The 25,470-nt window shown below is 64.8% G+C and carries 25 protein-coding genes and 1 riboswitch; of the genes, 16 read left to right on the forward strand and 9 right to left on the reverse strand.

The window, feature by feature from the left end; translation table 11 throughout:
- Positions 1–101: 101 nt before the first annotated feature.
- From ribB to NE850_RS10945, 4 genes are all read right to left on the reverse strand, one after another.
- Positions 102–821, reverse strand: coding sequence for a 3,4-dihydroxy-2-butanone-4-phosphate synthase (gene ribB / locus NE850_RS10930; RefSeq protein WP_310698732.1), 720 nt, complete (start codon positions 819–821; stop codon positions 102–104).
- 147 nt (positions 822–968) lie between these two features.
- A riboswitch (FMN riboswitch) is annotated at positions 969–1,247 on the reverse strand.
- A gap of 116 nt (positions 1,248–1,363) precedes the next feature.
- A complete protein-coding gene (locus tag NE850_RS10935; RefSeq protein ID WP_007180454.1) occupies positions 1,364–2,053 on the reverse strand; it encodes a helix-turn-helix domain-containing protein in 690 nt (229 codons plus the stop codon).
- A 188-nt stretch (positions 2,054–2,241) separates the two neighbouring features.
- Entirely contained in the window at positions 2,242–3,408 is a 1,167-nt protein-coding gene (locus NE850_RS10940) for an MFS transporter (RefSeq protein WP_007180453.1), read from the reverse strand.
- Positions 3,409–3,427: 19 nt separating this feature from the next.
- A complete protein-coding gene (locus NE850_RS10945; RefSeq protein ID WP_035518491.1) occupies positions 3,428–3,826 on the reverse strand; it encodes a VOC family protein in 399 nt (132 codons plus the stop codon).
- Between the two features lie 111 nt (positions 3,827–3,937).
- On the opposite strand from NE850_RS10945, the gene NE850_RS10950 reads away from it, so the two are divergent.
- From NE850_RS10950 to lnt, 7 genes are all read left to right on the forward strand, one after another.
- Entirely contained in the window at positions 3,938–4,921 is a 984-nt protein-coding gene (locus tag NE850_RS10950; RefSeq protein ID WP_007180451.1) for a LysR family transcriptional regulator, read from the forward strand.
- Positions 4,922–5,062: 141 nt separating this feature from the next.
- On the forward strand, positions 5,063–6,436 hold the full coding sequence (gene miaB, locus NE850_RS10955) for a tRNA (N6-isopentenyl adenosine(37)-C2)-methylthiotransferase MiaB (RefSeq protein WP_007180450.1): 1,374 nt from the start codon (positions 5,063–5,065) through the stop codon (positions 6,434–6,436).
- 85 nt (positions 6,437–6,521) lie between these two features.
- Positions 6,522–7,595, forward strand: a complete 1,074-nt coding sequence (locus NE850_RS10960) for a PhoH family protein (protein ID WP_007180449.1) — start codon at positions 6,522–6,524, stop codon at positions 7,593–7,595.
- 57 nt (positions 7,596–7,652) lie between these two features.
- Positions 7,653–8,114, forward strand: coding sequence for an rRNA maturation RNase YbeY (ybeY, locus tag NE850_RS10965; protein WP_007180448.1), 462 nt, complete (start codon positions 7,653–7,655; stop codon positions 8,112–8,114).
- An 81-nt stretch (positions 8,115–8,195) separates the two neighbouring features.
- Positions 8,196–8,864 carry a gamma-glutamylcyclotransferase gene (locus NE850_RS10970; RefSeq protein ID WP_007180447.1) on the forward strand — a complete coding sequence of 223 codons (669 nt, stop codon included), beginning with the start codon at positions 8,196–8,198 and terminating at the stop codon, positions 8,862–8,864.
- 202 nt (positions 8,865–9,066) lie between these two features.
- The gene (locus NE850_RS10975; protein ID WP_007180446.1) at positions 9,067–9,960 is read left to right on the forward strand and encodes an HlyC/CorC family transporter; all 894 of its coding nucleotides are present in this window, start codon (positions 9,067–9,069) and stop codon (positions 9,958–9,960) included.
- A gap of 81 nt (positions 9,961–10,041) precedes the next feature.
- Positions 10,042–11,745: an apolipoprotein N-acyltransferase gene (gene lnt, locus NE850_RS10980; RefSeq protein ID WP_165187030.1), complete on the forward strand. Its 1,704-nt coding sequence runs from the start codon at positions 10,042–10,044 to the stop codon at positions 11,743–11,745.
- 9 nt (positions 11,746–11,754) lie between these two features.
- On the opposite strand, the gene NE850_RS10985 is transcribed toward lnt, so the two are convergent.
- Positions 11,755–12,369 (reverse strand): glutathione S-transferase N-terminal domain-containing protein, encoded by a 615-nt coding sequence (locus NE850_RS10985; protein WP_197740237.1) that lies wholly within the window; start codon positions 12,367–12,369, stop codon positions 11,755–11,757.
- A 203-nt stretch (positions 12,370–12,572) separates the two neighbouring features.
- Here NE850_RS10985 and NE850_RS10990 point away from each other — a divergent pair, with 203 nt between their 5' ends.
- From NE850_RS10990 to purH, 5 genes are all read left to right on the forward strand, one after another.
- Complete coding sequence (locus NE850_RS10990) at positions 12,573–13,979, forward strand: aminopeptidase P N-terminal domain-containing protein (protein WP_007180443.1); 1,407 nt, start codon at positions 12,573–12,575, stop codon at positions 13,977–13,979.
- A gap of 59 nt (positions 13,980–14,038) precedes the next feature.
- Positions 14,039–15,418, forward strand: coding sequence for a UbiH/UbiF/VisC/COQ6 family ubiquinone biosynthesis hydroxylase (locus NE850_RS10995; protein WP_007180442.1), 1,380 nt, complete (start codon positions 14,039–14,041; stop codon positions 15,416–15,418).
- Positions 15,419–15,655: 237 nt separating this feature from the next.
- The gene (dusB, locus tag NE850_RS11000) at positions 15,656–16,714 is read left to right on the forward strand and encodes a tRNA dihydrouridine synthase DusB (protein WP_007180441.1); all 1,059 of its coding nucleotides are present in this window, start codon (positions 15,656–15,658) and stop codon (positions 16,712–16,714) included.
- A complete protein-coding gene (locus NE850_RS11005; RefSeq protein ID WP_007180440.1) occupies positions 16,711–16,944 on the forward strand; it encodes a Fis family transcriptional regulator in 234 nt (77 codons plus the stop codon). Before dusB ends, NE850_RS11005 begins: the two co-directional genes overlap by 4 nt.
- 47 nt (positions 16,945–16,991) lie before the next feature.
- Complete coding sequence (gene purH / locus NE850_RS11010; protein WP_007180439.1) at positions 16,992–18,557, forward strand: bifunctional phosphoribosylaminoimidazolecarboxamide formyltransferase/IMP cyclohydrolase; 1,566 nt, start codon at positions 16,992–16,994, stop codon at positions 18,555–18,557.
- A 182-nt stretch (positions 18,558–18,739) separates the two neighbouring features.
- Here the strand turns inward: purH and NE850_RS11015 are convergent, their stop codons facing one another.
- Entirely contained in the window at positions 18,740–18,979 is a 240-nt protein-coding gene (locus tag NE850_RS11015) for a hypothetical protein (protein ID WP_007180438.1), read from the reverse strand.
- A gap of 140 nt (positions 18,980–19,119) precedes the next feature.
- Between NE850_RS11015 and ruvC the strand changes: the two genes are divergently transcribed.
- The 4 genes from ruvC (at position 19,120) to NE850_RS11035 (ending at position 22,514) form a co-directional block, all read left to right on the forward strand.
- Positions 19,120–19,662 carry a crossover junction endodeoxyribonuclease RuvC gene (ruvC, locus tag NE850_RS11020; RefSeq protein WP_007180437.1) on the forward strand — a complete coding sequence of 181 codons (543 nt, stop codon included), beginning with the start codon at positions 19,120–19,122 and terminating at the stop codon, positions 19,660–19,662.
- Positions 19,663–19,772: 110 nt separating this feature from the next.
- Positions 19,773–20,354 (forward strand): Holliday junction branch migration protein RuvA, encoded by a 582-nt coding sequence (ruvA, locus tag NE850_RS11025; RefSeq protein ID WP_007180436.1) that lies wholly within the window; start codon positions 19,773–19,775, stop codon positions 20,352–20,354.
- A 119-nt stretch (positions 20,355–20,473) separates the two neighbouring features.
- Positions 20,474–21,541: a Holliday junction branch migration DNA helicase RuvB gene (ruvB, locus tag NE850_RS11030; protein ID WP_007180435.1), complete on the forward strand. Its 1,068-nt coding sequence runs from the start codon at positions 20,474–20,476 to the stop codon at positions 21,539–21,541.
- 31 nt (positions 21,542–21,572) lie between these two features.
- On the forward strand, positions 21,573–22,514 hold the full coding sequence (locus tag NE850_RS11035; RefSeq protein WP_007180434.1) for an oxygenase MpaB family protein: 942 nt from the start codon (positions 21,573–21,575) through the stop codon (positions 22,512–22,514).
- A gap of 243 nt (positions 22,515–22,757) precedes the next feature.
- Here NE850_RS11035 and NE850_RS11040 read toward each other — a convergent pair whose 3' ends face one another.
- The 3 genes from NE850_RS11040 to tyrS form a co-directional block, all read right to left on the reverse strand.
- Positions 22,758–23,429 carry a histidine phosphatase family protein gene (locus NE850_RS11040; RefSeq protein ID WP_007180428.1) on the reverse strand — a complete coding sequence of 224 codons (672 nt, stop codon included), beginning with the start codon at positions 23,427–23,429 and terminating at the stop codon, positions 22,758–22,760.
- Between the two features lie 110 nt (positions 23,430–23,539).
- Positions 23,540–23,998, reverse strand: a complete 459-nt coding sequence (dtd, locus tag NE850_RS11045) for a D-aminoacyl-tRNA deacylase (RefSeq protein ID WP_007180427.1) — start codon at positions 23,996–23,998, stop codon at positions 23,540–23,542.
- A gap of 31 nt (positions 23,999–24,029) precedes the next feature.
- Positions 24,030–25,280 carry a tyrosine--tRNA ligase gene (gene tyrS, locus NE850_RS11050; protein WP_007180426.1) on the reverse strand — a complete coding sequence of 417 codons (1,251 nt, stop codon included), beginning with the start codon at positions 25,278–25,280 and terminating at the stop codon, positions 24,030–24,032.
- Positions 25,281–25,470 lie beyond the last annotated feature (190 nt).

Here is a 25,470-nt window from a genome sequence, read left to right on the forward strand (position 1 = left end):
GGTAGTTCAATGAAGACTGCCGGCTTTTTTTGCCTCAACGCATGAGACGAGACGCAATAACGTATGCACACGTCACCTCACGCCCGCACACTCCTCGCGTATCAAGCCTCGTCGGCCACGCATTCGCGCGCCTGCGCCAGCGCCTGACGAAACTCCACCAGCTCGGCGATGGTCAGCATCGGCAGATTGTGTTGCGTGGCGAAGCGCTCCACGTCCGCGCCGCGCGTCATCGTGCCGTCCGCGTTCATCAGCTCGCACAGTACGCCGGCCGGCTTCAGACCCGCGAGAATCGCCAGGTCCACCGTGCCTTCGGTGTGACCGCGGCGCGCGAGCACGCCGCCGGGTTGCGCACGCAACGGGAACACATGGCCGGGACGCACGATATCGGCGGGCTTCGCCGTATCGGCAATCGCGGCGCGAATCGTCGTCACGCGATCGAGCGCGGACACGCCGGTGGTCACGCCCTCGCGTGCTTCGATAGAAACCGTGAACGCGGTGCCGTGACGGCTTTCGTTGTTGACGGCCATTGGCGGCAGTTCGAGCGCGCGGATCTTCTCGTCGGGCAGGCACAGGCACACAATGCCGCTGCATTCGCGGATCAGCAACGCCATGGTTTCGACGGGCAGACGCTCGGCGGAGACGATCAGATCGGCTTCGTTCTCGCGGTCGTGGTCGTCTTGCAGCACGACGGCGCGGCCATCGCGCATTGCTTGCAAGGCGGCGGCGATACGCGGCGGAACGGCTTCGGTGTCGAGCAGCGGGAGATCGAGGAATGCGCTATCCGCAATCGTCGAAGGAGCAGGAAAAGTAGCAAAAGACATAGTTGAAACGCTCATCGCAAAAGTTGGGCGAGAAACGTTTCAGGGCATTGCAAACAGACAAAGACGCACCGTTGAGCGCCGCGCAAGGCAGCGTTCGCGCACCGCCCGAAGCTGCAAGCGGCGCCACGGAAACGAACGTGACTATCTGCACATCTTCTTCCATCCGGACTCTAACCGTCGGCTCTGGCTTCTCACCAGATCTGCTGACCCCATGTCGACCAGAGTTGGTGCTTTAGCTGTCGGCCGGAGTTCACGCTTTAGCGCGTTACTCCGGTCCCATGCAAAGCACTGACTCGGGTCCCATGCAACGTAGTTGCACAGATCCAAACACCTTGACGACGCGGGCGCTCGCGGGCTCGCCGGCTCACGCTCTCGCGTTGCCGGCATACCGCCGGTGGGGAATTTCACCCCGCCCTGAAGACGCACTGATTGCCGGATCAACCGGCTGGCAAAGCATACAACAGTCGCGCCGCCCATGCAGCGCAACCCTACTGGTCAGACGGTAATCCCGGATTGCGGGCTCACGCGTCTGCGAACACGAGTCAAACCGGCGCAGCCTCGCGGGCCGGCTCGGCGTGCGCGGGCACGTCCCAGCGCGGCGGCGTCTCCGCCTTCAGCGTCACGCGAAACGCGCGCGCTTCCGTGTCGCCGGGATTGCGCAGGCTGTGCGGCTGGTCGGCGTCGAACACGATCGCGTCGCCGGTGGCCAGCAACTGGCGCTGATCGTGCACGCTGACTTCCAGCGTGCCTTCGCTCACCACCAGATTCACCGTCGTGCCCGGCGCGCGGCGCGTGCCGGCCTCGGTGTGCAACGGCGCGATACGCAACTCGTGAAACTCGGCGGCGGTCGGCTCGGCGTCGGGGTAAAGCGGCCGTGCCGAATAGCGGCCGTTCGAACTGACGAGGCGCGACGAACGCTCCGCCGGCAAATGCTCGAAGCCGTTGGTGGCGTGACGGCGCAGGAAGGCCGCCACCGACACCTTCAACGCGGCGGCCACCTTGCACAGCACCTTGATGGACGGCACGCTGCGCGCCGACTCGATTTGCGCGAGCATGGCGCGCGAGACGCCGGACGCGCGGGCGAGAGCGTCGAGCGACAGTTGCCGTTCGGCGCGTAGGCGGGCGAGATTCACGCCGACCAGATGTTCCAGTGCATCGAAGGGTTCTGCGGCACGCGGCGACGCATCGGTGTCAGCCGTGGGATCGCGAACCAGCGCAAGCGGGGAATGCATGATTGCCTCCAGAAGCGCCGCCGGACGGCGGGCAAGCGGTTAGTGCAAGCAAGATAGCATTGCGTCCCGCCGCGCCCAACGAAGTTATCTTCACACTGTTATCAGCATTGCGGAGGACGTTTTCCGCAATGCTTGTGCGAATTTTTCATAAGGGCGTCCCCACGGTCGATTCACCGGCCGTCACGCGTTCACGCGCCCTGCGCCACGCTCGCCGCCGGTGCATCCATGCGCGCCGCCAACCACGTCAACAACAGCGCCGCCACGCTGACAGCGGCCGCGACCCACGGCAGGGTATCGAGCGAATGGCCGTGATTGATCACGAGTCCGCCGAGCCACGCGCCGCCCGCGTTGCCGACGTTGAACGCACCAATGTTCAACGTCGAAGCCAGATTCGGCGCCGCGGCGGCCTTCTCGACCACGCGCATCTGCAAAGGCGGCACCGTCGCGAAGGCGGCAATGCCCCACACGAAAATGGTGATCGCCGCCGCTACCTGCGAATGACTGGTGCGCGCGAAGATCGCCATCACCACCGCGAGCGCGACCAGAATGCCCATCAGCGAAGGCATCAGCGCGCGGTCCGCCAGCTTGCCGCCCACCGTGTTGCCGATCGTAAGACCCACGCCGAACAGCACCAGAATCAGCGTGACGCCGCGCGGCGAGAAGCCGCTCACCTGTTCGAGAATCGGCGCGATATAGGTGAACACGACGAACACGCCGCCGAAGCCGAGCACCGTCATCGCAAGCGCGGTCCACACTTGCGGATCCTTCAGCACGCGCACTTCGTGACCGAGCCCGGCCGGACCGGCATCGTGACGATTCGGCAGCAGCGCCGTGACGCCCGCGAGCGACAGCACGCCGAAGCCGCTGACGATCCAGAACGCCGCGCGCCAGCCGAACTCCTGACCGATGAAGGTGCCGAACGGCACGCCGAGCACGTTCGCCAGCGTGAGGCCGGTGAACATCAGCGCGATCGCGCTCGCGCGCTTTTCGGCCGGCACGAGCGAAGCCGCCACCACCGCGCCGATGCCGAAGAACGAACCGTGCGCGAACGAGGTCACCACCCGCGCGATCATCAGCACGGAATAGCTCGACGCGATCGCGCACAACGTATTGCCGACGATGAACACGCCCATCAGCAACTGCAACGCCAGCTTGCGCGGCATCTTGCTGGTCACCACCGCGAGCAGCGGTGCGCCGACGGCGACGCCGAGCGCATAACCGCTCACCAGCAGGCCCGCCGATGGAATCGACACGGCCAGATCATGCGCGACCTCGGGCAGCAAGCCCATGATGACGAATTCGGTCGTGCCGATCGCGAATGCGCTAATCGCCAGCGCCAATAATGGAATGGGCATTTGTCTTCTACTCCAGCGTTTAAGGTTGAGCGTGATGCAGCGCCGTCACGAATTCGACGACGACGCCCGGCGCGAGCGCCACGAAGAGTTGCGCCTGCGCCTCTTGCGGACCCATCTGCGGCACATGCGCCGTTTGATAGTCCACGCCGTGTACGCGCAAACGGCCGAGCAGCGCCTGCCATTCGGCGGCACTCTCCATCCGGAACGCGATGTGGTCGATACGCGGCGCCGTCCTGCCGGGCGAGGCAGGCGCCGTCGCGTCGATCAGATGAATCAGCGGGCGGCCGTTCGCGTACAGCCAGTAGCCGTCGATCGAGAACGGCGGACGCGCGCCCTCGGTCAGCCCGGCAATATCGACGAAGAAACGTCGGGCGGACTCGAGGTCGGCGGTAACGATCGTTGCGTGATCGAGTTGCATGGCGTGGGCGGCATCAGGGATTTCGATGCAGCATTGTCGAGGACACACAGTGATTTGATAATTGGCGTAGCATTTGAAGCATTTTCAAATTCTGTTTGAAAGCGCCACTCCATGGATAACCTCGGTGACATTCGCCTGTTCGTCGAAGCGGCGCAGCAAGGCAGTCTGTCGGCGGCGGGCCGCAAGATGGGCCTGACGCCGGCCGCCGCCAGCGCGCGCCTCGCCAAACTCGAAGCCGGCCTCAAGGCGCGTCTGTTCGAACGCACCACCCGTCAACTCAGGCTCACCGACGAGGGCCGGCTGTACCTGAATTGCTGCCGCCAGGCGCTGCAATCGCTCGACGACGCAGAAGCCGCCCTGCAAGCCGGCCAGGGCGTCGTGCGCGGCAAGGTGCGGGTGTCGGCCACCTCGGACTTCGGCCGCAATCTGCTGATGCACTGGCTCGACGAATTCAACGCGCTGTATCCCGAAGTCACCTTTGCGCTGACGCTGTCGGACTCGCTGGCGAATCTGGTGCAGGAAGATATCGATCTGGCGATCCGCTTCGGCGTGCCGCAGGACAGCTCGCTGGTCGCCCGCAAGCTGGCGCCGAACCGGCGCGTGCTGTGCGCGTCGCCAGAGTACATCGCGCGCAAGGGCGAGCCGAAGGATCCGCACGATCTGGCAAATTTCGACTGCATCGTGCTGGCCACCGCCACCGGACTGGCGAACGAGTGGCGCTTCACGCGCGGCGACGAGGTGCAGCACTACACCGTGCCGTTCGAAACCGCCCGCGAGACCAACGACGGCGCCGTCGCCCGCGAATGGGCGCTGCGCGGCTACGGCATCGCGATCAAGTCGATGTGGGACGTGGAAGCGGACCTGCGCGCCGACGGCCTGAAAATCCTGCTGCCGGAATGGCGTTATCCGGACGCGCCGCTGCACGCGCTCTACCATCGCAACCGCTTCATGGCGCCGCGCGTGCGCGTATTGCTGGATTTCCTGAGCGAGCGTTTCGCACAGGTGTCGGACGAACTGGAAGGTCTGCTGGGCTTGCCGCCGGAGCGGCCGGGCGGCCAGGCGGGCGCGGAAACCGCGTCGCGCGAAGGGCTATAATAATGAGCTGCGCTGCAAACGTGCGCCGCAACTCGCCCGACAGTGGCCCAAAGCGCCGCCCCGCGGCCCGCCCGCACGTTTCGCCCCTCTTCACCTTTTAAACGACGCCCCCAGGTTAACCACTGCGACCGGCGAAATTAGATGACCAAGAAAGTTTATGTAAAGACCTTTGGCTGCCAGATGAACGAGTACGACTCCGACAAGATGGTCGACGTACTCGGCGCGGCTGAAGGACTCGTCAAGACCGACACGCCGGAAGACGCGGACGTCATTTTGTTCAACACGTGCTCGGTGCGCGAAAAGGCGCAGGAAAAAGTCTTCTCCGACCTCGGCCGTGTACGCGAGCTGAAAGAAGCGAATCCCAATCTGATCATCGGCGTGGGCGGTTGCGTGGCGAGCCAGGAAGGCGCCTCGATCGTTGCACGTGCACCTTATGTCGATCTGGTGTTCGGTCCGCAAACACTGCACCGCCTGCCGCAAATGATCGACAAGCGCCGCGAAAGCGGCCGCGCGCAAGTGGACATCTCGTTCCCGGAAATCGAAAAGTTCGATCATCTGCCGCCTGCGCGTGTGGACGGCCCGACCGCGTTCGTGTCGATCATGGAAGGCTGCAGCAAGTACTGCAGCTACTGCGTCGTGCCGTACACGCGCGGCGAAGAAGTGTCGCGTCCGCTGGACGACGTGCTGACCGAAATCGCCGGTCTCGCCGACCAGGGCGTGCGTGAAGTCACGCTGCTCGGCCAGAACGTGAACGCCTATCGCGGCGGCCTGACGCTCGGCTCGTCGGAAATCGCCGACTTCGCCACGCTGATCGAATACGTCGCGGATATTCCGGGCATAGAGCGGATTCGCTACACCACGTCGCATCCGAAGGAATTCACGCAGCGCCTGATCGACACCTACGCCAAGGTGCCGAAGCTCGTCAGCCACTTGCATCTGCCGGTGCAGCACGGCTCCGACCGCATTCTGATGGCCATGAAGCGCGGCTATACGGTGCTCGAATACAAGTCGGTGATCCGCAAGCTGCGCGCGATCCGCCCCGATCTGTCGCTCTCCACCGACATGATCGTCGGCTTCCCCGGCGAGACGGAAGAAGACTTCGACAAGATGATGACGCTCGTACACGAAATGAAGTACGACACCAGCTTCTCGTTCATCTACAGCCCGCGCCCCGGCACGCCGGCCGCGAATCTGCACGACGACACGCCGCGCGAAGTGAAGCTTAGGCGGCTGCAACATTTGCAGGCCACCATCGAGGAAAACGTGCAGCGCATCAGTGATTCGATGGTCGGCAAGATCGAGCGCATTCTGGTCGAGCGCCCGGCGCGCAAGGACCCGAACGAACTCGCGGGCCGCACCGAGAACAACCGGGTGGTAAATTTCCCGGCGCCGGTCGCCTCGCACGCGCGGCTGATCGGCCAGATGGTCGACGTGAAAATCGTCAAAGCGTACCCACATTCGCTACGTGGCGAACTCGTGCTGGTGCATGACGACGCGCCGGCCACGACCCACTAAGCGACGCAAACCCGCGACGCCAACCCGCGACGCCAACCCACGACGCCAGCCCGCGAACCGAAACCGACAGGATCGACCCACCGCCTTGAAGACCACTCAGCAGCATCTGGAATTCACCGCACCGCGCGACGACAACGCGCGGCTCGCCAACCTTTGCGGCCCGCTCGACGAAAATCTGCGCCAGATCGAGCAGGCGCTCGACGTGACGCTGCAACGCCGTGGCCACCGCATCACGATTCGCGGGCGCGGCGCGAAACTCGCGCTCACCGCGCTCGAAAAGTTCTACGACAACTCACAGAAGCCGCTGTCGGTCGACGACATCCAGCTTGCGCTCGTTGAAGTACGTCAACCGGCACGGCATCGCGCGAACGGCAACGGCCACGGCACGGAAGCAGTGGACCCGCGTTTCCCCGGCAATCCGGACCATCCGTTCGACCAGCCCGCCGACGTCGCTGAAGACGATCTCGAAGAGCTTGGCCCGAAGCTGTACACGCGGCGCGCGGATCTGCGCGGCCGCACGCCGGCGCAGCGCGAGTATCTGAAGCAGATCATCTCGCACGACGTGACCTTCGGCATCGGGCCGGCCGGCACCGGCAAGACCTATCTCGCGGTGGCCTGCGCGGTGGACGCGCTGGAGCGCGATCAGGTCAAACGCATCGTGCTGACACGGCCGGCTGTCGAAGCGGGCGAGCGTCTCGGCTTCCTGCCGGGCGATCTCGCGCAAAAGGTCGATCCGTACCTGCGTCCTTTGTACGACGCGCTGTACGACCTGCTCGGCTTCGACAAGACCGCCAAGATGTTCGAGCGGCAGATGATCGAGATCGCGCCGCTCGCGTACATGCGCGGCCGCACGCTGAACCACGCGTTCATCATCCTCGACGAGGCGCAGAACACCACGCCCGAGCAGATGAAGATGTTCCTCACGCGGATCGGCTTCGGCTCGAAGGCGGTGGTCACCGGCGACACGACCCAGGTCGACTTGCCGCGCGGCCACAAGAGCGGGCTGATCGAAGCGCAACAGGTGCTGGCCGACGTGCGCGGTATCGCGCTCACGCGCTTTACCAGTGCGGACGTGGTGCGGCATCCGCTGGTCGCGCGAATTGTGGAGGCGTACGATGCGCATTCGCAAAAAACCGCCAGTCCGGCCGATTCGCGCTAATCACCGGCAGCCGCAACGAACGCACTGCACGCAACGAAAGCACCACCACGAAACCGCATGAGCCGCACCCCGAAACTGACGTTGAATCTGCAATTCCCCGCCGCCAAAGCCTGGCCGGAACACAAGGCGCTGCTGCCGCGCGCCACCGTGGCCGGCTGGATCAAGGCGGCGCTCTTCGCGGACGGTGAGCTGACCGTGCGTTTCGTCGATGCCGAAGAAGGCCGCACGCTGAACCGCACCTATCGCGGCAAGGATTATTCGACCAACGTGCTGACCTTCGCCTACGCCGAATCGGAAGACGATCCGGTGACAGGCGATCTGATCCTGTGCTGTCCGGTGGTGGAGAAAGAAGCCGCCGAGCAGGGCAAGCCGCTGCTCGCGCACTACGCGCATCTGCTCGTGCACGGCACGCTCCACGCCCAAGGCTACGACCACGAAGCCGAAGAAGAAGCCGAAGAGATGGAAGCGATCGAAACGGAGATCCTCGGCAAGCTCGGGTTTCCCGATCCTTACCAGTAGGCGTCGATCGCCGAAGCACCCGTCACGTCCAACCGTTCAAAGCCCATCGTGAGTACCTCCGCCCCTGAAGCCGACACCCGAATGCCCTGCCCGGACTATCCCCCGGTGCTCGGCGATTCGCGGCTTCTGACGGACGAGGAATTGCGCGCATCGCTCGAATGCACGATGCGCGACTGGGATCGCAAGAGCGATTTATGGCTGTTCGGCTATGGTTCGCTGATCTGGAATCCCGGCCTGCCCACCGTCGAAGCAGCCCGCTCAAGAGTTCACGGCTACCATCGTGGCCTCTATCTCTGGTCGCGCGTGAATCGCGGCACGCCCGAGCAGCCGGGCCTCGTGCTCGCGCTCGATCGCGGCGGTTCGTGCACCGGCATAGCGTTCCGGCTCGCGGCCGAAGGCTCGGCGCCGCATCTCGAAGCGCTCTGGCGCCGCGAAATGGCAATGGGCTCGTACCGTCCGGCGTGGTTGCCGTGCGTGCTCGCCGACGGCCGGCGCGTCGACGCGCTGGCGTTCGTGATGCGCCGCGACGTGCCGAGCTACACCGGCAAGTTGCGCGACGACGTCGTCAAAACCGTGTTCGGCTGTGCGTGCGGGCGCTATGGCACCACGCTGGATTACGTCAGCCGCACCGTGCATGCGCTGCGTGAAAGCGGCATGCCTGACCGCGCGCTCGAAGCGCTACTCGAACGGTGCCGCGAGGAAAGTCACGGAACTGGACTAACAGCAGGCTTGAGAGCGGACCTGAAATAACCGTCACGAGCGGCGCTTTTTTTCTCGAAAACGCTTTTCCGCGCGTAATCAGTTAGGATTGACCCACGCCCGCCCGTCATGGCGAAGCCGCTTTACCCCAGCTTCACTCATCGCCCAGCCCGGCAGGACACGGTCCTGCCATGTGCCTGGTGTATCCTTAATGCTCTGCAACAGCGCGCCCAGTCTTGCCGGGCGCACTACCATGAACGACACGTATCCCAGTCGACGCCATACCGACAAACCGCAGGAAAAACGCTCGCTCCTCGAGCGTCTGACCGACTTCATCTCGCCCGAGCCCGACTCGCGCGCCGAACTTCTGGAAATCTTGCAGGACGCGCATGAGCGCAACCTGATCGACGCCGACTCGCTGTCGATGATCGAAGGCGTATTCCAGGTGTCCGAACTCAGCGCGCGCGACATCATGGTGCCGCGCGCGCAAATGGACGCGATCAACATCGCGGACAATCCCGCCGAATTCATCCCTTACGTGCTGGAAAAAGCGCACTCGCGCTATCCCGTCTACGAGGGCAATCGCGACAACATCATCGGCGTGCTGCTGGCCAAAGACCTGCTGCGCTACTACGCCGAAGAAGAATTCGACGTGCGCGGCATGCTGCGCCCCGCTGTGTTCATCCCCGAATCGAAGCGTTTGAATGTGCTGCTGCACGATTTCCGCGTGAATCGCAATCACCTCGCGGTGGTGGTCGACGAATACGGCGGCGTGGCCGGCCTGATTACGATCGAAGACGTGCTGGAACAGATCGTCGGCGACATTGAGGACGAATACGATTTCGACGAGGAAAGCGGCAACATCATCGCCTCGCCCGACGGACGCTTCCGCGTGCGCGCGCTGACCGAAATCGAACAGTTCAACGAAGCCTTCGGCACCCATTACCCGGACGACGAAGTCGATACGATCGGCGGACTCGTCACGCATCACTTCGGGCGGGTACCGCATCGTGGTGAAAAAGTCCGCCTCGACGATCTGATCTTCGAGATTCTGCGCGGCGACGCCCGCCAGATTCATATGCTGCTGGTGCGCCGCGATCCGCTCGCCGGCCAGCGCGAGCGCGAAGCGCAGCACGTGCAGACCTGACCCGGTTCCGGCCGGTTCTCTCTTCACTTCTTCAACCCGCTTTTCGACCGCTTTTCAACCCTTCACGCCGACCGCGCAACAATGGCCGACCCGATGACTTCCCGCTCGCGCCGCGGCGTGAGCGCCTCTGCCGCCCAGCAAACACGCGGTCGCACGCTGCCCCGCTGGCACTACCTCGTCGCGCTGGCCGCGGGCGCGGCCAATACGCTTTCGTTCGCACCGACGCCGCACGGCGGCTGGCTCGAACTCGCGATCTTCGCGTTCTTCTTCGCCTGGCTCACGCGCACTACCGGCTGGAAGAGCGCGGCGCTGACCGGCGGCGCGTTCGGCTTCGGCAATTTCGTGACCGGCGTGTGGTGGCTCTACGTGAGCATGCATTTCTACGGCGGCATGGCGGCTCCGCTGGCCGGCGCGGCCGTCGCGCTGTTCTCGCTCTATCTAGCCGTTTATCCCGCGCTGGCGGCGGCCGTCTGGTCGTTCTGCGCCGGTCACGCGCGCAATGGCGCGGCCGACGACGACACGCCGTTCTCGCCCACATGGCACGGCGCGCTGGCGTTCGCGAGCGCGTGGGCGATCGGCGAATGGTTGCGCGGCACGGTGTTCACGGGCTTTCCGTGGCTCGCGAGTGGTTACGCTCAAGTGGACGGCCCGTTCGCCGGCTTCGCGCCGGTGGCGGGCGTGTACGGCGTCGGCTGGATGCTGGCGCTGGTGGCTGCGCTGATCGTGCAGGCGCTGTTGCCGCTGCTGCCTTCGCGCCAACCGGGCGGAAGCAGCGGCGCCAGCCGCAATGGCGGGAAACCGGGCGTGTCGCGCGTCGTGGTGCCGGGCGCGATCGCGCTGGCGCTGATCGCAGCCGGTCTGCTGCTGCCGCTCGTCCAATGGACCGTGCCGGCCAATGCGCCGCTGACCGTGCGCCTGCTGCAAGGCAACGTCAAACAGGAAATGAAGTTCGAGGAAGCCGGCATGCGCGCCGCGATCGACCAGTATCAGCAGATGATTACCTCGAAGCCGGCCGATCTGATCGTCACGCCGGAAACCGCGATTCCGGTGCTCGCGCAGCAATTGCCGGCGCCCTTTGCGTCGGCGGTGCGCAACTTCTCGGACACCACGGGCAGCGCGATCCTGTTCGGCGCGATCGGCGGCACGATTACGCCGGAAGGCCAGGTGATCGACTATACGAACAGCCTGTTCGGCGTCACGCCCGGCACGCGCGACGTGTATCGCTACGACAAGCATCACCTCGTGCCATTCGGCGAATTCGTGCCGTGGGGATTCCGCTGGTTCGTCAACCTGATGAGCATTCCGCTCGGCGATTTCTTCCGTGGCGCGCCGGTGCAGAAGCCGTTCATCGTCCACAATCAGCCGGTTGCCGTGGACATTTGCTACGAGGATATTTTCGGCGAAGAGATTGCGCGGACCATTCGCGAAAGCGATACGCCCGCTGGCGTGCTGGTCAATTCGACCAATCTGGCCTGGTTCGGCGACACGATTGCGCTCGACCAGCATCTGCAGATCGCGCGCATGCGTTCGCTGGAAACCGGCCGCCCGATGCTGCGCGCGACCAACACCGGCATGACCGCCGCGATCGATGCCAACGGCAAGGTGCTCGGGCGCCTGACGCCGTACACGGTCGGCTCGCTCGACCTCACGGTGCAGGGCACTTCCGGCAGCACGCCGTATGTCACGAGCGGCAACAACACCGTGCTGGCGGTTTCATTGTTCCTGCTGGCGTTCGGCTTTGCGTTCGGACCGGGTATCAGGCGGCGGCAGAACGGCAAGCAATGAGGCGCCGGCTCAGTTGACGGGCACCGTGTCGATGAACGACTGGCGCAGCGAGAGCTTCTGGAAGTGTTTGTCCAGATTCGGATGCGGTTCGCGCCAGTTCAATTCGGGCATGCGGAAATCCAGATAGCCCAACGCGCAGCCCACCGCGATGTCGGCGAGCGTGTAGTGATTGCCCGCACACCACATCTTGCCGCCTAATCCCTGCCCCATCGCGATCAAAGCTTCATCGATCTTGCGCTGCTGGCGCGCGACCCACGCTTCCACGCGCTGCTCGGGCGCGCGCTGCGTGCCTTCGAGACGGATCAGCACCGCCGCTTCCAGCACGCCGTCGGCGAGCGCTTCCCAGCAGCGCACCTCGACACGCTCGCGCCCCGACTGGGGAATCAGCTTGCCGACCGGCGACAGCGTATCCACGTATTCGCAGATGACCCGCGAGTCGAACACCGCTTCGCCGTCTTCCATCACGAGGCACGGCACTTTGCCAAGCGGATTGAAAGTGTGAATTCTGGTGTCCGGCGCCCAGACATTCTCGGGCACCAGTTCGTAGTCGATTTTCTTGTCGGCCAGCACGATCCGCGCTTTACGTACGAAGGGGCTGCCGAGCGAACCGATGAGTTTCATCATTACCATCTGCCTTTTCCTGAATCCGGCGAAAGTATAAGTGGTTGGCGGCTTAAGCGAGCGTTCACGCGCGTCATGGCGACGCTTCGCGAGCCGCATGCAGACTCGCTGTGGACGGATTGCAACAGCGCCGTGCGCGCCTTCGCCTCCACTTGCGCCAGTATCCCGCGCAAAATAACTCCGCGCATGGGCGCTACAATCGCACGATGAACCAGCCGACCGAACCCACCATCGCAATCGACGTCTACCGCACGCGCCGTGAGCGCATACTCGCCGCGCTCCGGGCGGCGGGCGGCGGCGTCGCCATTGTCCCCACCGCGCCGGAGGCGTTGCGTAACCGGGACGCCGATTATCCCTATCGGCACGACAGCTATTTCTACTACCTGACCGGCTTCACCGAACCCGAGGCGTTGCTGGTGCTCGACGCCAGCGCCGCGCCCGGCGAGCCGGCTTCGGTGCTGTTCTGCCGCGAGAAGAATGTCGAGCGCGAAACGTGGGAAGGTTTCCGCTTCGGCCCGGACGGCGCGCGCGCGGCTTTCGGTTTCGACGCGGCTTTCGCCATCGGCGAAATCGATACGCAACTGCCGCGTCTGCTTGCCGACAAGCCGTCGTTGCACTACGCGCTCGGCACCTCGCCGCAACTGGACGAACGGGTGCGCGGCTGGCTCGACGCGGTGCGGGCTCAAGCCCGCGGCGGTGTCGCCGCACCGGCCGCCGCGCACGATCTGATTCCGTTGCTCGACGACATGCGGCTCATCAAGGACGACCACGAACTCGCCATCATGCGCCGGGCCGGGCAGATTTCCGCCGAGGCGCATCGTCGCGCGATGGCAGCGTGCCGTCCCGGCGTGCACGAGTACGAACTCGAAGCCGAACTGCTCTACACGTTCCGCAAGTTCGGCGCACAGGCGCCGGCTTACACGTCGATCGTCGCGGCCGGCGCGAATGCCTGCGTGCTGCACTACCCGGCGGGCAATGCGATGGCTCGGGACGGCGACCTGATCCTGATCGACGCGGCCTGCGAGCTCGACGGCTACGCGTCCGACATCACCCGCACCTTCCCCGCGAGCGGCCGCTTCACGCCGGCGCAGCGCGAGCTGTACGACATCGTGCTGGCCGCGCAGCAAGCCGCCATCGACGCGACCCGGGCCGGCGCCACCTTCGACGACCCGCACCAGGCCGCCGTGCGTGTGCTGTCGCAGGGCCTGCTCGACACCGGCATCATCGAGCGAGCGAAGTTTGCCTCGGTCGACGACGTGATCGCCGAGCGCGCCTACGTGCCCTTCTATATGCACCGCACCGGCCACTGGCTCGGCATGGACGTGCACGACGTGGGCGACTACCGCGAACGCGGCGCGGCGCGCGACGAAGCGGGCGCGCTGCCGTGGCGCACGCTGCAGGCCTCGATGACGCTGACCATCGAGCCCGGCCTGTATATCCGGCCGACCGAAGGCGTGCCCGAGTGCTACTGGAACATCGGCATCCGCATCGAGGACGACGCCATCGTCACGCCGGACGGCTGTGAGCTGATCACGCGCGGCGTGCCCGTTGCCGCCGACGAGATCGAGGCGCTGATGCTGGAAGCCCGCGCGGCCCAGGAAGCCGTGAAGTAACTCGGGGAAGTAACTCAGGAAATGACCCAGGGAAGTAACTCGCAAGGAAGTAATCCGCAATGAACGACGTTTCCCAGTCGACGGTGATTCTGAAGCCCGGCGCGGGCGGCCACCCATTCGATTTCGACGTGACGATCGTCGGCGCCGGTCCGGTCGGGCTGGCGCTGGCCGGCTGGCTCGCGCGCCGCAGCGCGACGCGGGCACTGAAGATCGCGCTCATCGACGCGCGCGAGCCGGAAGATTCGATCGCCGATCCGCGCGCCATCGCCGTATCTCACGGCAGCCGGATGATCCTGGAGCCGCTGCGCTGGCCCGCCGACGCCACCGCGATCCGGCGCATTCACGTCTCGCAGCGCGGCCACTTCGGCCGCACGCTGATCGACCACAGCGAACACGGTTTGCCGGCGCTCGGCTACGTGCTGCGGTACGGCTCGATCGTCCACGGTCTCGCCGAGGCGGTGCACGCCACCCCGGTGCACTGGTTCCGCTCCACCTCGGCCGGGGCGCCGACGCAGGAACTCGACGGCGTCACGCTGCCGATCGAAACCGCGGGCGTCACGCGGCAGTTGCGTACGCGCATTCTGGTGAATGCCGAAGGCGGCCTGTTCGGCGACCAGAAGTCAGGTCGAGGCGTGGCCAAAGGCGCCAGCGCGAAGGTGGACCAGCAGTCCGACCACCACGCGGACGCCGAAACTCCCGACAATCGGGCCGCCGGCATCGAGACGAAAGACGCCGGTCAACAAACTGGCCGGGACGGCGCCGCCGCGCGGCACGCTGGCCGAACCGCCGTCGAACCCGGCTCGCGCGACTACGGCCAGACCGCGCTCGTCGGCACCGTGACCGTGTCCTCACCACAACCGCACGTCGCGTGGGAGCGCTTCACGTCGCAAGGTCCGATCGCGTTGCTGCCGACGGGCGGCGTGCGCGGCGCCGACTACGCGCTGGTCTGGTGCTGCGCGCCCGAGGAAGCCGCGCGCCGCGCGCAACTCTCCGACGAAGCCTTCCTGCATGAACTCGGAGCCGCATTCGGCGACCGCATGGGCCGCTTCACGCACATCAAGGGGCGCGCGTCGTTCCCGTTAGGGCTGAACGCTGTGGAAACGCTCGTCGACGGGCATATCGTCGCGATCGGCAATGCGGCGCAGACGCTGCACCCGGTGGCGGGTCAAGGGCTGAATCTCGGTCTGCGCGACGCGCACTCGCTTGCCGACGCCCTCTCGACGGAAGGCCCGACGCCGCTCGCGCTGGCCACCTTCGCGCAACGCCGCGCACTCGACCGGCGCATGACGATCGGCGCCACCGACACGCTCGCGCGCCTCTTCACCGTCGACTTCGCGCCGCTCGCGATCATGCGCGGCCTCGCCCTCACCGCGCTCGAATTCCTGCCGCCGGTGAAAACCGCGCTGGCACGGCAAATGATGTTCGGACAGCGGCGCTAGGCACGTCACCCGCTCGCGCCGCACGGCCTTTTTGCTTCACGCGCAAGGTGCCGCGCGGGCGGTGCCGGTTCTATGAACCGGCGCACTTTCATAGAAGATTTAATGGGTTACGAGAGACACATGTCGGGTGTCGGCTATCTGTTAACGCTAAAATAGCGGTTTTCCCTCGCATTTCGCGAACGCTCCGATTGACAGAAACTGGGCAATCGGTCGCGCGCGTTCACCGCGTCTCACGTTATGCCCACTCTCGGCTCCCACAATCTGCGTAATAACCTGTTCGTCGCGCCCATGGCCGGCGTGACCGACCGGCCGTTCCGGCAGCTCTGCAAACGGCTGGGCGCAGGCTACGCGGTGTCGGAAATGGTCGCCTCGAACGCGCAGTTGTGGAAAAGCGAGAAGACCATGCGCCGCGCCAATCACGCGGGCGAGGTCGAACCGATCGCCGTGCAGATCGCCGGCGCCGATCCGGCCATGATGGCCGAAGCGGCCCGCTACAACGTGGCGAACGGCGCGCAGATCATCGACATCAACATGGGCTGCCCGGCCAAGAAGGTGTGCAACGTGGCGGCCGGTTCGGCCCTGTTGCAGAACGAGCCGCTGGTGCAGCGCATCGTCGAGGCGGTGGTCGGCGCGGTGGGCGTCGGGCCCGACGCGGTGCCCGTCACGCTCAAGATCCGCACCGGCTGGAATCGCGAGAACCGGAACGCGCTGAGCGTCGCGCGTCTGGCCGAATCGGCCGGTATTTCGATGCTGACCGTGCATGGCCGCACGCGCGCCGACCTGTATCACGGCGAGGCCGAATACGACACCATCGCCGCAGTGAAAGCGGCCGTGCGCATTCCGGTGGTCGCCAACGGCGACATTACGTCGCCGCAAAAAGCACGCGAGGTGTTGGCCGCCACCGGTGCCGACGCGATCATGATTGGCCGCGCCGCGCAAGGGCGCCCGTGGCTGTTCCGCGAGATCGGCCATTTCCTGCAAACGGGTGAGTTGCTGCCGCCGCCGCGCATCGACGAAATCCAGCAGGTGATGAACGAGCATCTCGAAGACCACTATGCCTTCTACGGCGAATTTACGGGCGTGCGCACTGCGCGCAAGCACATCGGCTGGTACACTCGCGGCCTTTCTGGCGCCAACGTGTTCCGGCATCGCATGAATACGCTGGACACCACACGCGAACAACTCCTCGCCGTCAACGAGTTCTTCGACGCACAAAAGGCGATCTCCGACCGCCTCGTCTACGTCGACGAAACGCTCAGCACGGACGAGGACCCAACCGACCGACTAGCAGCATGAGCAAGAACAATATCGAACAATCTGTCCGCGACAGCCTGGGCATGTATTTCCAGGATCTCGACGGCTCCAATCCGCACGACGTCTACGACATGGTGATTTCGTGCGTGGAAAAACCTCTGCTCGAAGTGGTGCTCGAGCAGGCCGGCGGCAATCAGTCGCTGGCCGCCGAGTATCTCGGCATCAACCGCAATACGCTGCGCAAGAAGCTGCAACAGCACGGTTTGTTGTAGTTTTTCCGGCGCCCTGCCACGTTTCCCTTCGGCTTTTCGTCTTCATCATGATCAAGCAAGCGCTCATCTCCGTTTCCGACAAGTCCGGCATCGTCGACTTCGCCAAATCGCTGTCGGACCTCGGCGTCAGGATCCTGTCGACCGGCGGCACCGCAAAACTGCTCGCGGACGCGGGCCTCTCCGTCACCGAGGTCGCCGACTACACCGGCTTCCCGGAAATGCTGGACGGGCGCGTGAAAACGCTGCATCCGAAGGTGCACGGCGGCATTCTGGCGCGCCGCGACCTGCCGGAACACATGGCGGCGCTTGAAAAGCACGACATTCCGACCATCGACCTGCTGGTCGTGAATCTGTATCCGTTCGTGCAGACCGTGTCGAAAGAGGAATGCTCGCTGGAAGACGCGATCGAGAACATCGACATTGGCGGCCCGACCATGCTGCGCTCGGCCGCGAAGAACCATCGCGACGTGACGGTGGTGGTCGATCCGGCCGATTACGCGGTCGTACTCGACGAAATGCGCGCGAACAGCAACGCCGTGTCGTACAAGACGAACTTCCGCCTTGCCACCAAGGTGTTCGCGCACACCGCGCAGTACGACGGCGCGATCACGAACTACCTGACGAGCCTGACCGACCAGTTGCAACATTCGTCGCGCAACGCTTACCCGGCCACGTTCAACCTGGCGTTCAACAAGGTGCAGGATCTGCGCTACGGCGAAAACCCGCATCAGAGCGCGGCGTTCTACCGCGACCTGTCGGTGCCGGCCGGCGCACTCGCCAACTACAACCAGTTGCAAGGCAAGGAACTGTCGTACAACAACATCGCGGATTCCGATGCAGCGTGGGAATGCGTGAAGACTTTCGACGTGCCGGCGTGCGTGATCGTCAAGCACGCGAATCCGTGCGGCGTGGCAGTCGGCGCGGACGCCAACGAGGCCTATGCGAAGGCGTTCCAGACCGATCCGACCTCGGCGTTCGGCGGCATCATCGCCTTTAACCGCGAAGTGGATGAGGCGGCTGCGCAAGCCGTGGCCAGGCAGTTCGTCGAAGTGCTGATCGCGCCGTCGTTCAGCGCCGCAGCGCGCCAGGTGTTCGCGGCGAAGCAGAACGTGCGTCTGCTCGAAATCGCGCTGGGCAACGGGCATAACGCGTTCGATCTGAAGCGCGTGGGCGGCGGCCTGCTGGTCCAATCGCTCGACTCGAAGAACGTGCAGCCGCGCGAATTGCGCGTGGTCACGAAGCGTCACCCCACGCCGAAGGAAATGGACGATCTGCTGTTTGCGTGGCGCGTGGCGAAGTACGTGAAGTCGAACGCTATCGTGTTCTGCGGCAATGGCATGACGCTCGGCGTCGGCGCCGGCCAGATGAGCCGCGTGGACTCGGCGCGTATCGCCAGCATCAAGGCGCAAAACGCCGGTCTGACGCTGGCCGGTTCGGCCGTGGCGTCGGACGCGTTCTTCCCGTTCCGCGACGGCCTCGACGTGGTGGTGGCGGCAGGCGCGACCTGCGTGATCCAACCGGGCGGCTCGATGCGCGATGACGAAGTGGTCAGCGCGGCGGACGAGCACAATATTGCGATGGTGCTGACGGGCGTGCGTCACTTCCGGCATTGATTCGGGTTGAATGGCGGTGCGTGTTTCTTGATGAGACTGCGCCGCTGGATGAGATCTGAGCTTTAGAAAAACGGCCTGGCGGGTTTTCCGCCGGGCCGTTTTCTTTGGCGCGGCGCTTGGCCTTGCTTGTACCGTGCTCGCGCCACGCTCGTGCCGCATGTGCCCCACCCCTCACGCACCGCTCAATCGTCCGGCTCCTTTCTCGCATAACCTCCGCTCACCTCGGCGTGCCGGCTGATATAAGTGCTGAGCCCCCGGCCGCGCCGCGCAAGACGCTTGAGCGAGGAAACGTGCCGTTCGCCGACACTCGCCTCGGTGTACCAATACACCACGCCATGCCTGAAGCGGACCGCGACAAAATCGTCGCCGATTTCATAAGCCTCGACGCCCGAGCCGCCGCTGAGATTCCGATAGCGCTCCATCTGCGAATACCTCCTTGCGCGCCGCCCTGCACCACACGCAGCAGTTTTTATTCCGCTGACATCGACGCGCGCCGTCCGCCGGGCGACGCGCGTGTTGTAGTATCGCAAGCACTTGGTTTTTACCGCTCCCGCGGCACCTCATGAGAATTCTCGGCATCGACCCCGGCCTGCGCGTGACCGGCTTCGGCGTGATCGACCAAAGCGGCCACACGCTCAGCTATGTCGCGAGCGGCGTCATCAAAACCGCCGACGCCGATCTGCCCTCGCGTCTGGGCACCATCTTCGAAGGCATTTCCACCCTGATCCGCCAGCACTCGCCGGATCAATCGGCGATCGAAAAAGTGTTCGTCAACGTCAACCCGCAATCCACCTTGCTGCTCGGCCAGGCACGCGGCGCGGCCATCTGCGGACTGGTCGCGGGCGGCGTGCCAGTCGCCGAATACACCGCCCTGCAACTGAAGCAGGCCGTGGTGGGTTACGGCCGCGCAACCAAGGAGCAGATGCAGCAGATGGTCGTGCGCCTGCTCAATCTCTCCGGCGTACCCGGCACCGACGCCGCCGACGCGCTCGGCATGGCGATCTGCCACGCGCACGGCGGCACGACGCTGAGCACGTTGGGCGGCATCGCGCCTTCGCTGGCGAAGAAAGGTTTGCGCGTGAGGCGCGGACGGCTGGTCGGATAGAAGCTCATGCGGCAACGCATGGATCAACCGCGATTGACGCACGATTCGCGAGCCACTCGACGCTCACTCGCTGCGCTACACTCGCCCTTTCTCTCGAGATTGAATTCGCCATGATCGGTCGCATTGCCGGCGTTCTGCTGGAAAAAAACCCGCCGCATCTGCTCGTCGACTGCAACGGCGTCGGTTACGAAGTCGATGTGCCGATGAGCACGTTCTACAACCTGCCCTCCACCGGCGAACGCGTGGTGTTGCTCACACAGATGATCGTGCGCGAAGACGCGCATCTGCTGTACGGCTTCGGCACCGCCGAGGAACGCTCGACCTTCCGCGAACTGCTGAAAATCTCCGGCATTGGCGCACGCATGGCGCTGGCGGTGCTGTCGGGCATGAGCGTTCACGAACTCGCGCAGACCGTCACGATGCAGGACGCGGCGCGTCTGACGCGCGTGCCGGGCATCGGCAAGAAGACGGCGGAGCGGCTACTCCTCGAACTGAAGGGCAAGATCGGCGCAGACCTGGGCGCGATGGCGGGCGCGGCGTCGGCATCCGACCACGCCTCCGATATCCTGAACGCACTGCTCGCATTGGGTTACTCCGAAAAAGAAGCGTTGGCCGCCGTCAAGAACGTGCCGGCCGGTACCGGCGTTTCCGAAGGCATCAAGCTCGCATTGAAGGCGCTGTCCAAGGGCTGACGCTCGACCCTCGTGTCCGGCATGCATGCGATGAGTGAAGCTTCGCACATGCCGGCGAGCGGCGCACCCTGGCCATTCGGCCGAGTTTCGCGGCGGGCGGCTCGCGGTACAATGAACGCATGATCGAAACCGACAAACTCGCCGCCGAGCGCATCATTGCGGCCACGCCCGTCTCGCCGAACGAAGAAGCGTTCGAGCGCGCGTTGCGCCCGCGCCAGCTCGAAGAATATGTCGGGCAGGAAAAAGTGCGCGGCCAGCTGGAAATCTTTATCGAGGCCGCCAAACGCCGCTCCGAATCGCTCGACCACGTGTTGCTGTTCGGGCCGCCGGGTCTCGGCAAAACCACGCTCGCGCACATCATTGCGCGGGAAATGGGTGTCAATCTGCGGCAAACGTCGGGGCCGGTGCTGGAACGCGCCGGCGACTTGGCCGCGCTGCTCACCAACCTCGAAGCGAACGACGTGCTGTTCATCGACGAAATCCACCGGCTCTCGCCGGTCGTCGAAGAAATTCTGTACCCGGCGCTGGAGGATTATCAGATCGACATCATGATCGGCGAAGGGCCGGCCGCGCGCAGCGTGAAGCTGGACCTGCAGCCGTTCACGCTGGTCGGCGCGACCACGCGCGCGGGCATGCTGACCAACCCGCTGCGCGACCGCTTCGGAATCGTGGCGCGGCTCGAGTTTTATAACGCCGAGCAACTGGCGCGCATCGTCACGCGTTCGGCGTCGCTGCTCCATGCGCAGATCCATCCGGACGGCGCGTTCGAAATCGCCAAACGCGCGCGCGGCACGCCGCGGATCGCGAACCGCCTGCTGCGGCGCGTGCGCGACTTCGCCGAGGTGAAGGCCGACGGTAATATCACCGCGCAAGTGGCCGACGCCGCGCTCAAGATGCTCGACGTGGACGCGGTCGGCTTCGACCTGATGGACCGCAAGCTGCTCGAAGCGATTTTGCACAAGTTCGACGGTGGCCCGGTCGGCGTCGACAATCTGGCGGCGGCTATCGGTGAAGAGCGCGACACGATTGAAGACGTGCTCGAACCGTATCTGATCCAGCAGGGCTTCCTGCAGCGCACGCCGCGCGGCCGCGTCGCCACGCTGCTCACGTACCGGCATTTCGGCCTCGCCGCGCCCGACTCGTCGAGCAGCACACTGCCCGGCCTGTGGGATTCGGCCGCGACCTGAGCCGATACGCGCAGCACGAGACCGAATCAGGATGTCCGACCAAACTAGGCAGCCCAACTCATCCAGCGGTCTCTCGCAGCTTCTTACCCGCAGGCTCCGTTCAAAGCTGGCCGCCGGTGTCACGCATCTGACAAGCGGCAGCGGTCCCACGCTCGACTATTCTTCCCCTCCGGGCGACCCGGGCCTGTTCGGGCCGGACTCGGTGTGCTGGAAAGTGCACGCCGATTTCACGTCGATGATGACGGGCGGCATCAGCGCGCTCCTGCTCCAGGCATTGCACCCGCTGGCTCTTGCCGGCGTGTGGGACCACTCGACGTTTCGCACCGACATTCTCGGCCGCCTGCGGCGCACCGCGACTTTCATCGCGGGCACGACGTACGGCAACCGGCACGACGCGCTGGCGCTGGTCGAACGTGTGAAGCGCATTCATCTGGGCGTGAGCGGCGTCGCGCCTGACGGCCGGCCATATCGCGCGAGTGAGCCTGCGCTGCTGACGTGGGTGCATGTCGCCGAGGTGTCGAGTTTCATGACCGCGCACTTGCGCTATGTGAATCCGTCGCTGCCCGTTGCGGCGCAAGATCAGTATTTCGCGGAAACCGCGCGCATTGCCGAGATGCTCGGCGCGTCGGACATTCCGCGCTCGCGAGCTGAGATCGACGCTTACTTGCAGGCAATGCAGCCTGAGCTCGTAGCCAGCGAACGCACGCGCGAACTGGTGAGGATTCTGATGAACGCGCCCGCCCCGAGTGCATCGATGCGGCCGGCCGGCGTGTTGATGCTCAACGCCGGCGTCGACCTTCTGCCCGATTGGGCGCAGGCGATGCTGGGATTCCGGCGCTACGCGGCGCTTCGCCGCGCGGTCACGAGACCCGGCGTGCGGCTGGTCGCGCCGGTGATCCGCTGGGCGCTGGTGAATGGCGTATCGAAACGCGCGCGCCGCCGCGTGGCTGCGGGCATGCGCGAGCCGGAATAACGCAGCCGGACGCGGCTCGCACAACTCGCACAAGCGCGAACAACCCACATCAGCTTGAACCGCGCGGATGGAATATGCGCGCAAACCGCCGCGCCGATGGCCAGTTCAGCGAAGGGCGACCGACACGCATGCAAGCTGACTTGCGAAAGTTTGCGCTACGCCAATGAGCGGAAGGTTCGCGAACGGTCCAAGTCGGCCGCCGAACAAACTCACGCTCACGCCGCCCAACCGGGCATGTGCCGATCAACGGCCCGGCTGCGTCGCTTTCTTGAAACTATCGTCCGCACTCGGCGCATCGAGATGCGAGACGTCCGCCCACGTCACAATCGTCGCCTTGCCATTATCGAAATCCACCGCGTTCACGCTCGTGTTCAGCAGCGGATAGTCACGCGGCGCATCGAGCGGCAAACCACAGGCGAGGCGCCGCACGCAATCGAGCACGCCACCATGCGCGACGCAGGCAATCCGCCCGCCGGGATGCGCGGCAACCAGTGGCTCGATCGCGTGCAGAACGCGGTGGTAGAGCGCGCGTTGCGACTCACCGTCCGGCGGCGAGAAGCCAGGGTCGCGAGTTTGCCAGTGCGCGTATTCGTCGGGGAAGCGCTGGGCGATCTCGTCGCTGTCATGGCCCTGGAAGGCACCATATGAACGCTCGCGCAGATTTTCGCGCAACTGCAACGGCAAGCCGAGCGCGTCGGCGACCGGCTGGGCGGTTTGTTGCGCGCGTTGCAGGTCGCTCGAATAGATTGCGTCGAGCCGTGCGCCCTGCTTCGCCTCTTCGGCCATGCGGCGCGCAAGGCGTTGCGCTTGCGCCAGCCCAGTGGTGGCGAGCGGAATGTCGACGTGACCTTGAATGCGCTTGATGCGGTTCCAGTCGGTCTCGCCGTGCCGGATGAACAGAATCTGCGTAGTCATGGGATGAAAGTGGGCGCCATCAGCCGGTTATGCCGAGCCGCCATTGTCGCAAAAAGCGGCCGGAGGGTAGATGCGCGCCGCGGCGCGCATGCGGGAACGACCGCCGGAGATCAGGCGTGCGTCTGCAACCAGAACGTGACCGGCCCGTCATTGACGAGCGACACCTGCATATCGGCGCCGAATTCGCCGGTCTCGACGATCGGATGTTTCGCCCGCGCTGCCGCGACAAAATAATCGAAGAGGCGCTTGCCTTCATCGGGCGGCGCGGCCGGCGTAAAGCTGGGACGCAGGCCGCTGTTGGTGTCCGCGGCCAGCGTGAACTGCGATACGAGCAGCAGGCCGCCCGCGCGCCCGGCGCCGTCGAGATTTTGCACGGAGAGATTCATTTTGCCGGCCGCATCGCTAAAGACGCGGTAGCCGAGCACCTTGGCGAGCAGCCGATCGGCCGCCGCCTCGGTATCGCCGCGTTCGGCGCAGACGAGCGCGAGCAGACCCGCCTCGATCGCGCCCGTCACGCGGTCGGCCACGCGCACCTCCGCGCGCCGCACGCGTTGAATCAGCGCGATCATCGGCTCGACTCCAGATGCGACGCCGGGCCCATCAGGCCGTCAGCGTGACGCGTGAGAAACGGCGCTTGCCGACCTGCACGACATACTCGCCGGCTTCAATTTTCAGGCCCTTGTCGGACACGGTCGCGCCATCGATCTTCACGCCGCCCTGCTCGATGTTGCGCAGCGCTTCGCTGGTCGACGGCACGAGGTTGGCCTGCTTGAGCAGTTGGCCGATCGCGAGCGGTGCGCCCGCGAGCGTCACGGCCGGGATATCGTCCGGCACGCCACCCTTCGCACGATGGTTGAAGTCTTCGAGCGCGCGTTCAGCGTCGGCTTGCGAGTGGAAGCGCGCGACGATTTCCTGGCCGAGCATCACCTTGAAATCGCGCGGATTGCGGCCTGCCTCGGTTTCTTTCTTGAAGCCGGCGATTTCTTCCATCGGCCGGAACGAAAGCAGTTCGAAGTAACGCCACATCAACACGTCGGAAATGCTCATCAGCTTGCCGAACATGTCGGTCGGCTTTTCGCTTATGCCAATGTAGTTGTTCTTCGACTTCGACATTTTCTCGACGCCATCCAGCCCTTCGAGCAGCGGCATGGTCAGGATGCACTGCTGTTCCTGGCCGTATTGCTTCTGCAACTCACGGCCCACGAGCAGGTTGAACTTCTGGTCCGTGCCGCCGAGTTCGAGGTCCGCGTTCAGCGCGACCGAGTCGTAGCCTTGCATCAACGGGTACAGGAACTCGTGGATCGAGATCGGCACGCCGCTCTGAAAACGCTTGGTGAAATCTTCGCGTTCGAGAATCCGCGCCACCGTATAGCGCGACGCGAGCTTGATCATGCCGTCGGCGCCGAGCGGCATCGACCATTCGCTGTTGTAGCGGATTTCGGTCTTGTCGCGGTCGAGCACGAGCGCGGCCTGCTCGAAATACGTCTTGGCGTTCGATTCGATCTGCTCGCGCGTGAGCGGCGGGCGCGTGGCGTTACGGCCCGACGGATCGCCGATCAGCGAGGTGAAATCGCCGATCAGGAAAATCACGGTGTGGCCGAGGTCCTGCAACTGGCGCATCTTGTTCAGCACGACCGTGTGGCCGATGTGGATGTCCGGTGCGGTCGGATCGAGCCCGAGCTTGATGCGCAGCGGTTTGCCGGTCGCCGCGCTCTTCGCGAGTTTTTGCGCGAACTCGTCTTCGATCAGCAGTTCGTCGACTCCGCGTTTCGTGACGGCGAGCGCGTGACGGACTTCGTCGGTGATCGGGAAGGCGGAAGCGGGGCTAGGCTTGGTGGACTCGGTGCTCATGCTGGAAACGTGAAGTCGCAAAAAAAGGAGATTGTCCCATAGATGCGCGCCGCCGCGCCCATCGACGCAGCCGCAGGCGCGCCGCCGACGTGCGATTTCCGCATCCGGCGCCGTGCCGCCGGCATTGCCGCGCTTTATATTCGCCCGCGCTTCGCCCGATAATCTGCTACAACGAATCGCAACGAACCAT

The sequence above is a fragment of the Paraburkholderia sp. USG1 genome (assembly GCF_031570135.1).
Lineage (GTDB): Bacteria > Pseudomonadota > Gammaproteobacteria > Burkholderiales > Burkholderiaceae > Paraburkholderia > Paraburkholderia dioscoreae.

Excerpts from the sequence above, each read along its gene's own strand:
- NE850_RS11015 (WP_007180438.1), bottom strand. The coding sequence starts at position 18,979 with ATGGAGCGCTATCGGAATCTCAGCGGCGGCTCGGGCGTCGAGGCTTAT.
- tyrS (WP_007180426.1), bottom strand. The coding sequence starts at position 25,280 with ATGAGCACCGAGTCCACCAAGCCTAGCCCCGCTTCCGCCTTCCCGATC.
- NE850_RS10995 (WP_007180442.1), top strand. The coding sequence starts at position 14,039 with ATGAACGACGTTTCCCAGTCGACGGTGATTCTGAAGCCCGGCGCGGGC.
- NE850_RS11040 (WP_007180428.1), bottom strand. The coding sequence starts at position 23,429 with ATGACTACGCAGATTCTGTTCATCCGGCACGGCGAGACCGACTGGAAC.
- NE850_RS10975 (WP_007180446.1), top strand. The coding sequence starts at position 9,067 with ATGAACGACACGTATCCCAGTCGACGCCATACCGACAAACCGCAGGAA.
- miaB (WP_007180450.1), top strand. The coding sequence starts at position 5,063 with ATGACCAAGAAAGTTTATGTAAAGACCTTTGGCTGCCAGATGAACGAG.
- NE850_RS10945 (WP_035518491.1), bottom strand. The coding sequence starts at position 3,826 with ATGCAACTCGATCACGCAACGATCGTTACCGCCGACCTCGAGTCCGCC.
- ruvC (WP_007180437.1), top strand. The coding sequence starts at position 19,120 with ATGAGAATTCTCGGCATCGACCCCGGCCTGCGCGTGACCGGCTTCGGC.
- NE850_RS10940 (WP_007180453.1), bottom strand. The coding sequence starts at position 3,408 with ATGCCCATTCCATTATTGGCGCTGGCGATTAGCGCATTCGCGATCGGC.
- NE850_RS11005 (WP_007180440.1), top strand. The coding sequence starts at position 16,711 with ATGAGCAAGAACAATATCGAACAATCTGTCCGCGACAGCCTGGGCATG.
- NE850_RS10990 (WP_007180443.1), top strand. The coding sequence starts at position 12,573 with ATGAACCAGCCGACCGAACCCACCATCGCAATCGACGTCTACCGCACG.
- NE850_RS10935 (WP_007180454.1), bottom strand. The coding sequence starts at position 2,053 with ATGCATTCCCCGCTTGCGCTGGTTCGCGATCCCACGGCTGACACCGAT.
- ruvA (WP_007180436.1), top strand. The coding sequence starts at position 19,773 with ATGATCGGTCGCATTGCCGGCGTTCTGCTGGAAAAAAACCCGCCGCAT.
- lnt (WP_165187030.1), top strand. The coding sequence starts at position 10,042 with ATGGCCGACCCGATGACTTCCCGCTCGCGCCGCGGCGTGAGCGCCTCT.
- dusB (WP_007180441.1), top strand. The coding sequence starts at position 15,656 with ATGCCCACTCTCGGCTCCCACAATCTGCGTAATAACCTGTTCGTCGCG.
- purH (WP_007180439.1), top strand. The coding sequence starts at position 16,992 with ATGATCAAGCAAGCGCTCATCTCCGTTTCCGACAAGTCCGGCATCGTC.
- ribB (WP_310698732.1), bottom strand. The coding sequence starts at position 821 with ATGTCTTTTGCTACTTTTCCTGCTCCTTCGACGATTGCGGATAGCGCA.
- NE850_RS10970 (WP_007180447.1), top strand. The coding sequence starts at position 8,196 with ATGCCCTGCCCGGACTATCCCCCGGTGCTCGGCGATTCGCGGCTTCTG.
- NE850_RS10985 (WP_197740237.1), bottom strand. The coding sequence starts at position 12,369 with ATGATGAAACTCATCGGTTCGCTCGGCAGCCCCTTCGTACGTAAAGCG.
- NE850_RS10950 (WP_007180451.1), top strand. The coding sequence starts at position 3,938 with ATGGATAACCTCGGTGACATTCGCCTGTTCGTCGAAGCGGCGCAGCAA.
- ruvB (WP_007180435.1), top strand. The coding sequence starts at position 20,474 with ATGATCGAAACCGACAAACTCGCCGCCGAGCGCATCATTGCGGCCACG.
- NE850_RS11035 (WP_007180434.1), top strand. The coding sequence starts at position 21,573 with ATGTCCGACCAAACTAGGCAGCCCAACTCATCCAGCGGTCTCTCGCAG.
- dtd (WP_007180427.1), bottom strand. The coding sequence starts at position 23,998 with ATGATCGCGCTGATTCAACGCGTGCGGCGCGCGGAGGTGCGCGTGGCC.
- ybeY (WP_007180448.1), top strand. The coding sequence starts at position 7,653 with ATGAGCCGCACCCCGAAACTGACGTTGAATCTGCAATTCCCCGCCGCC.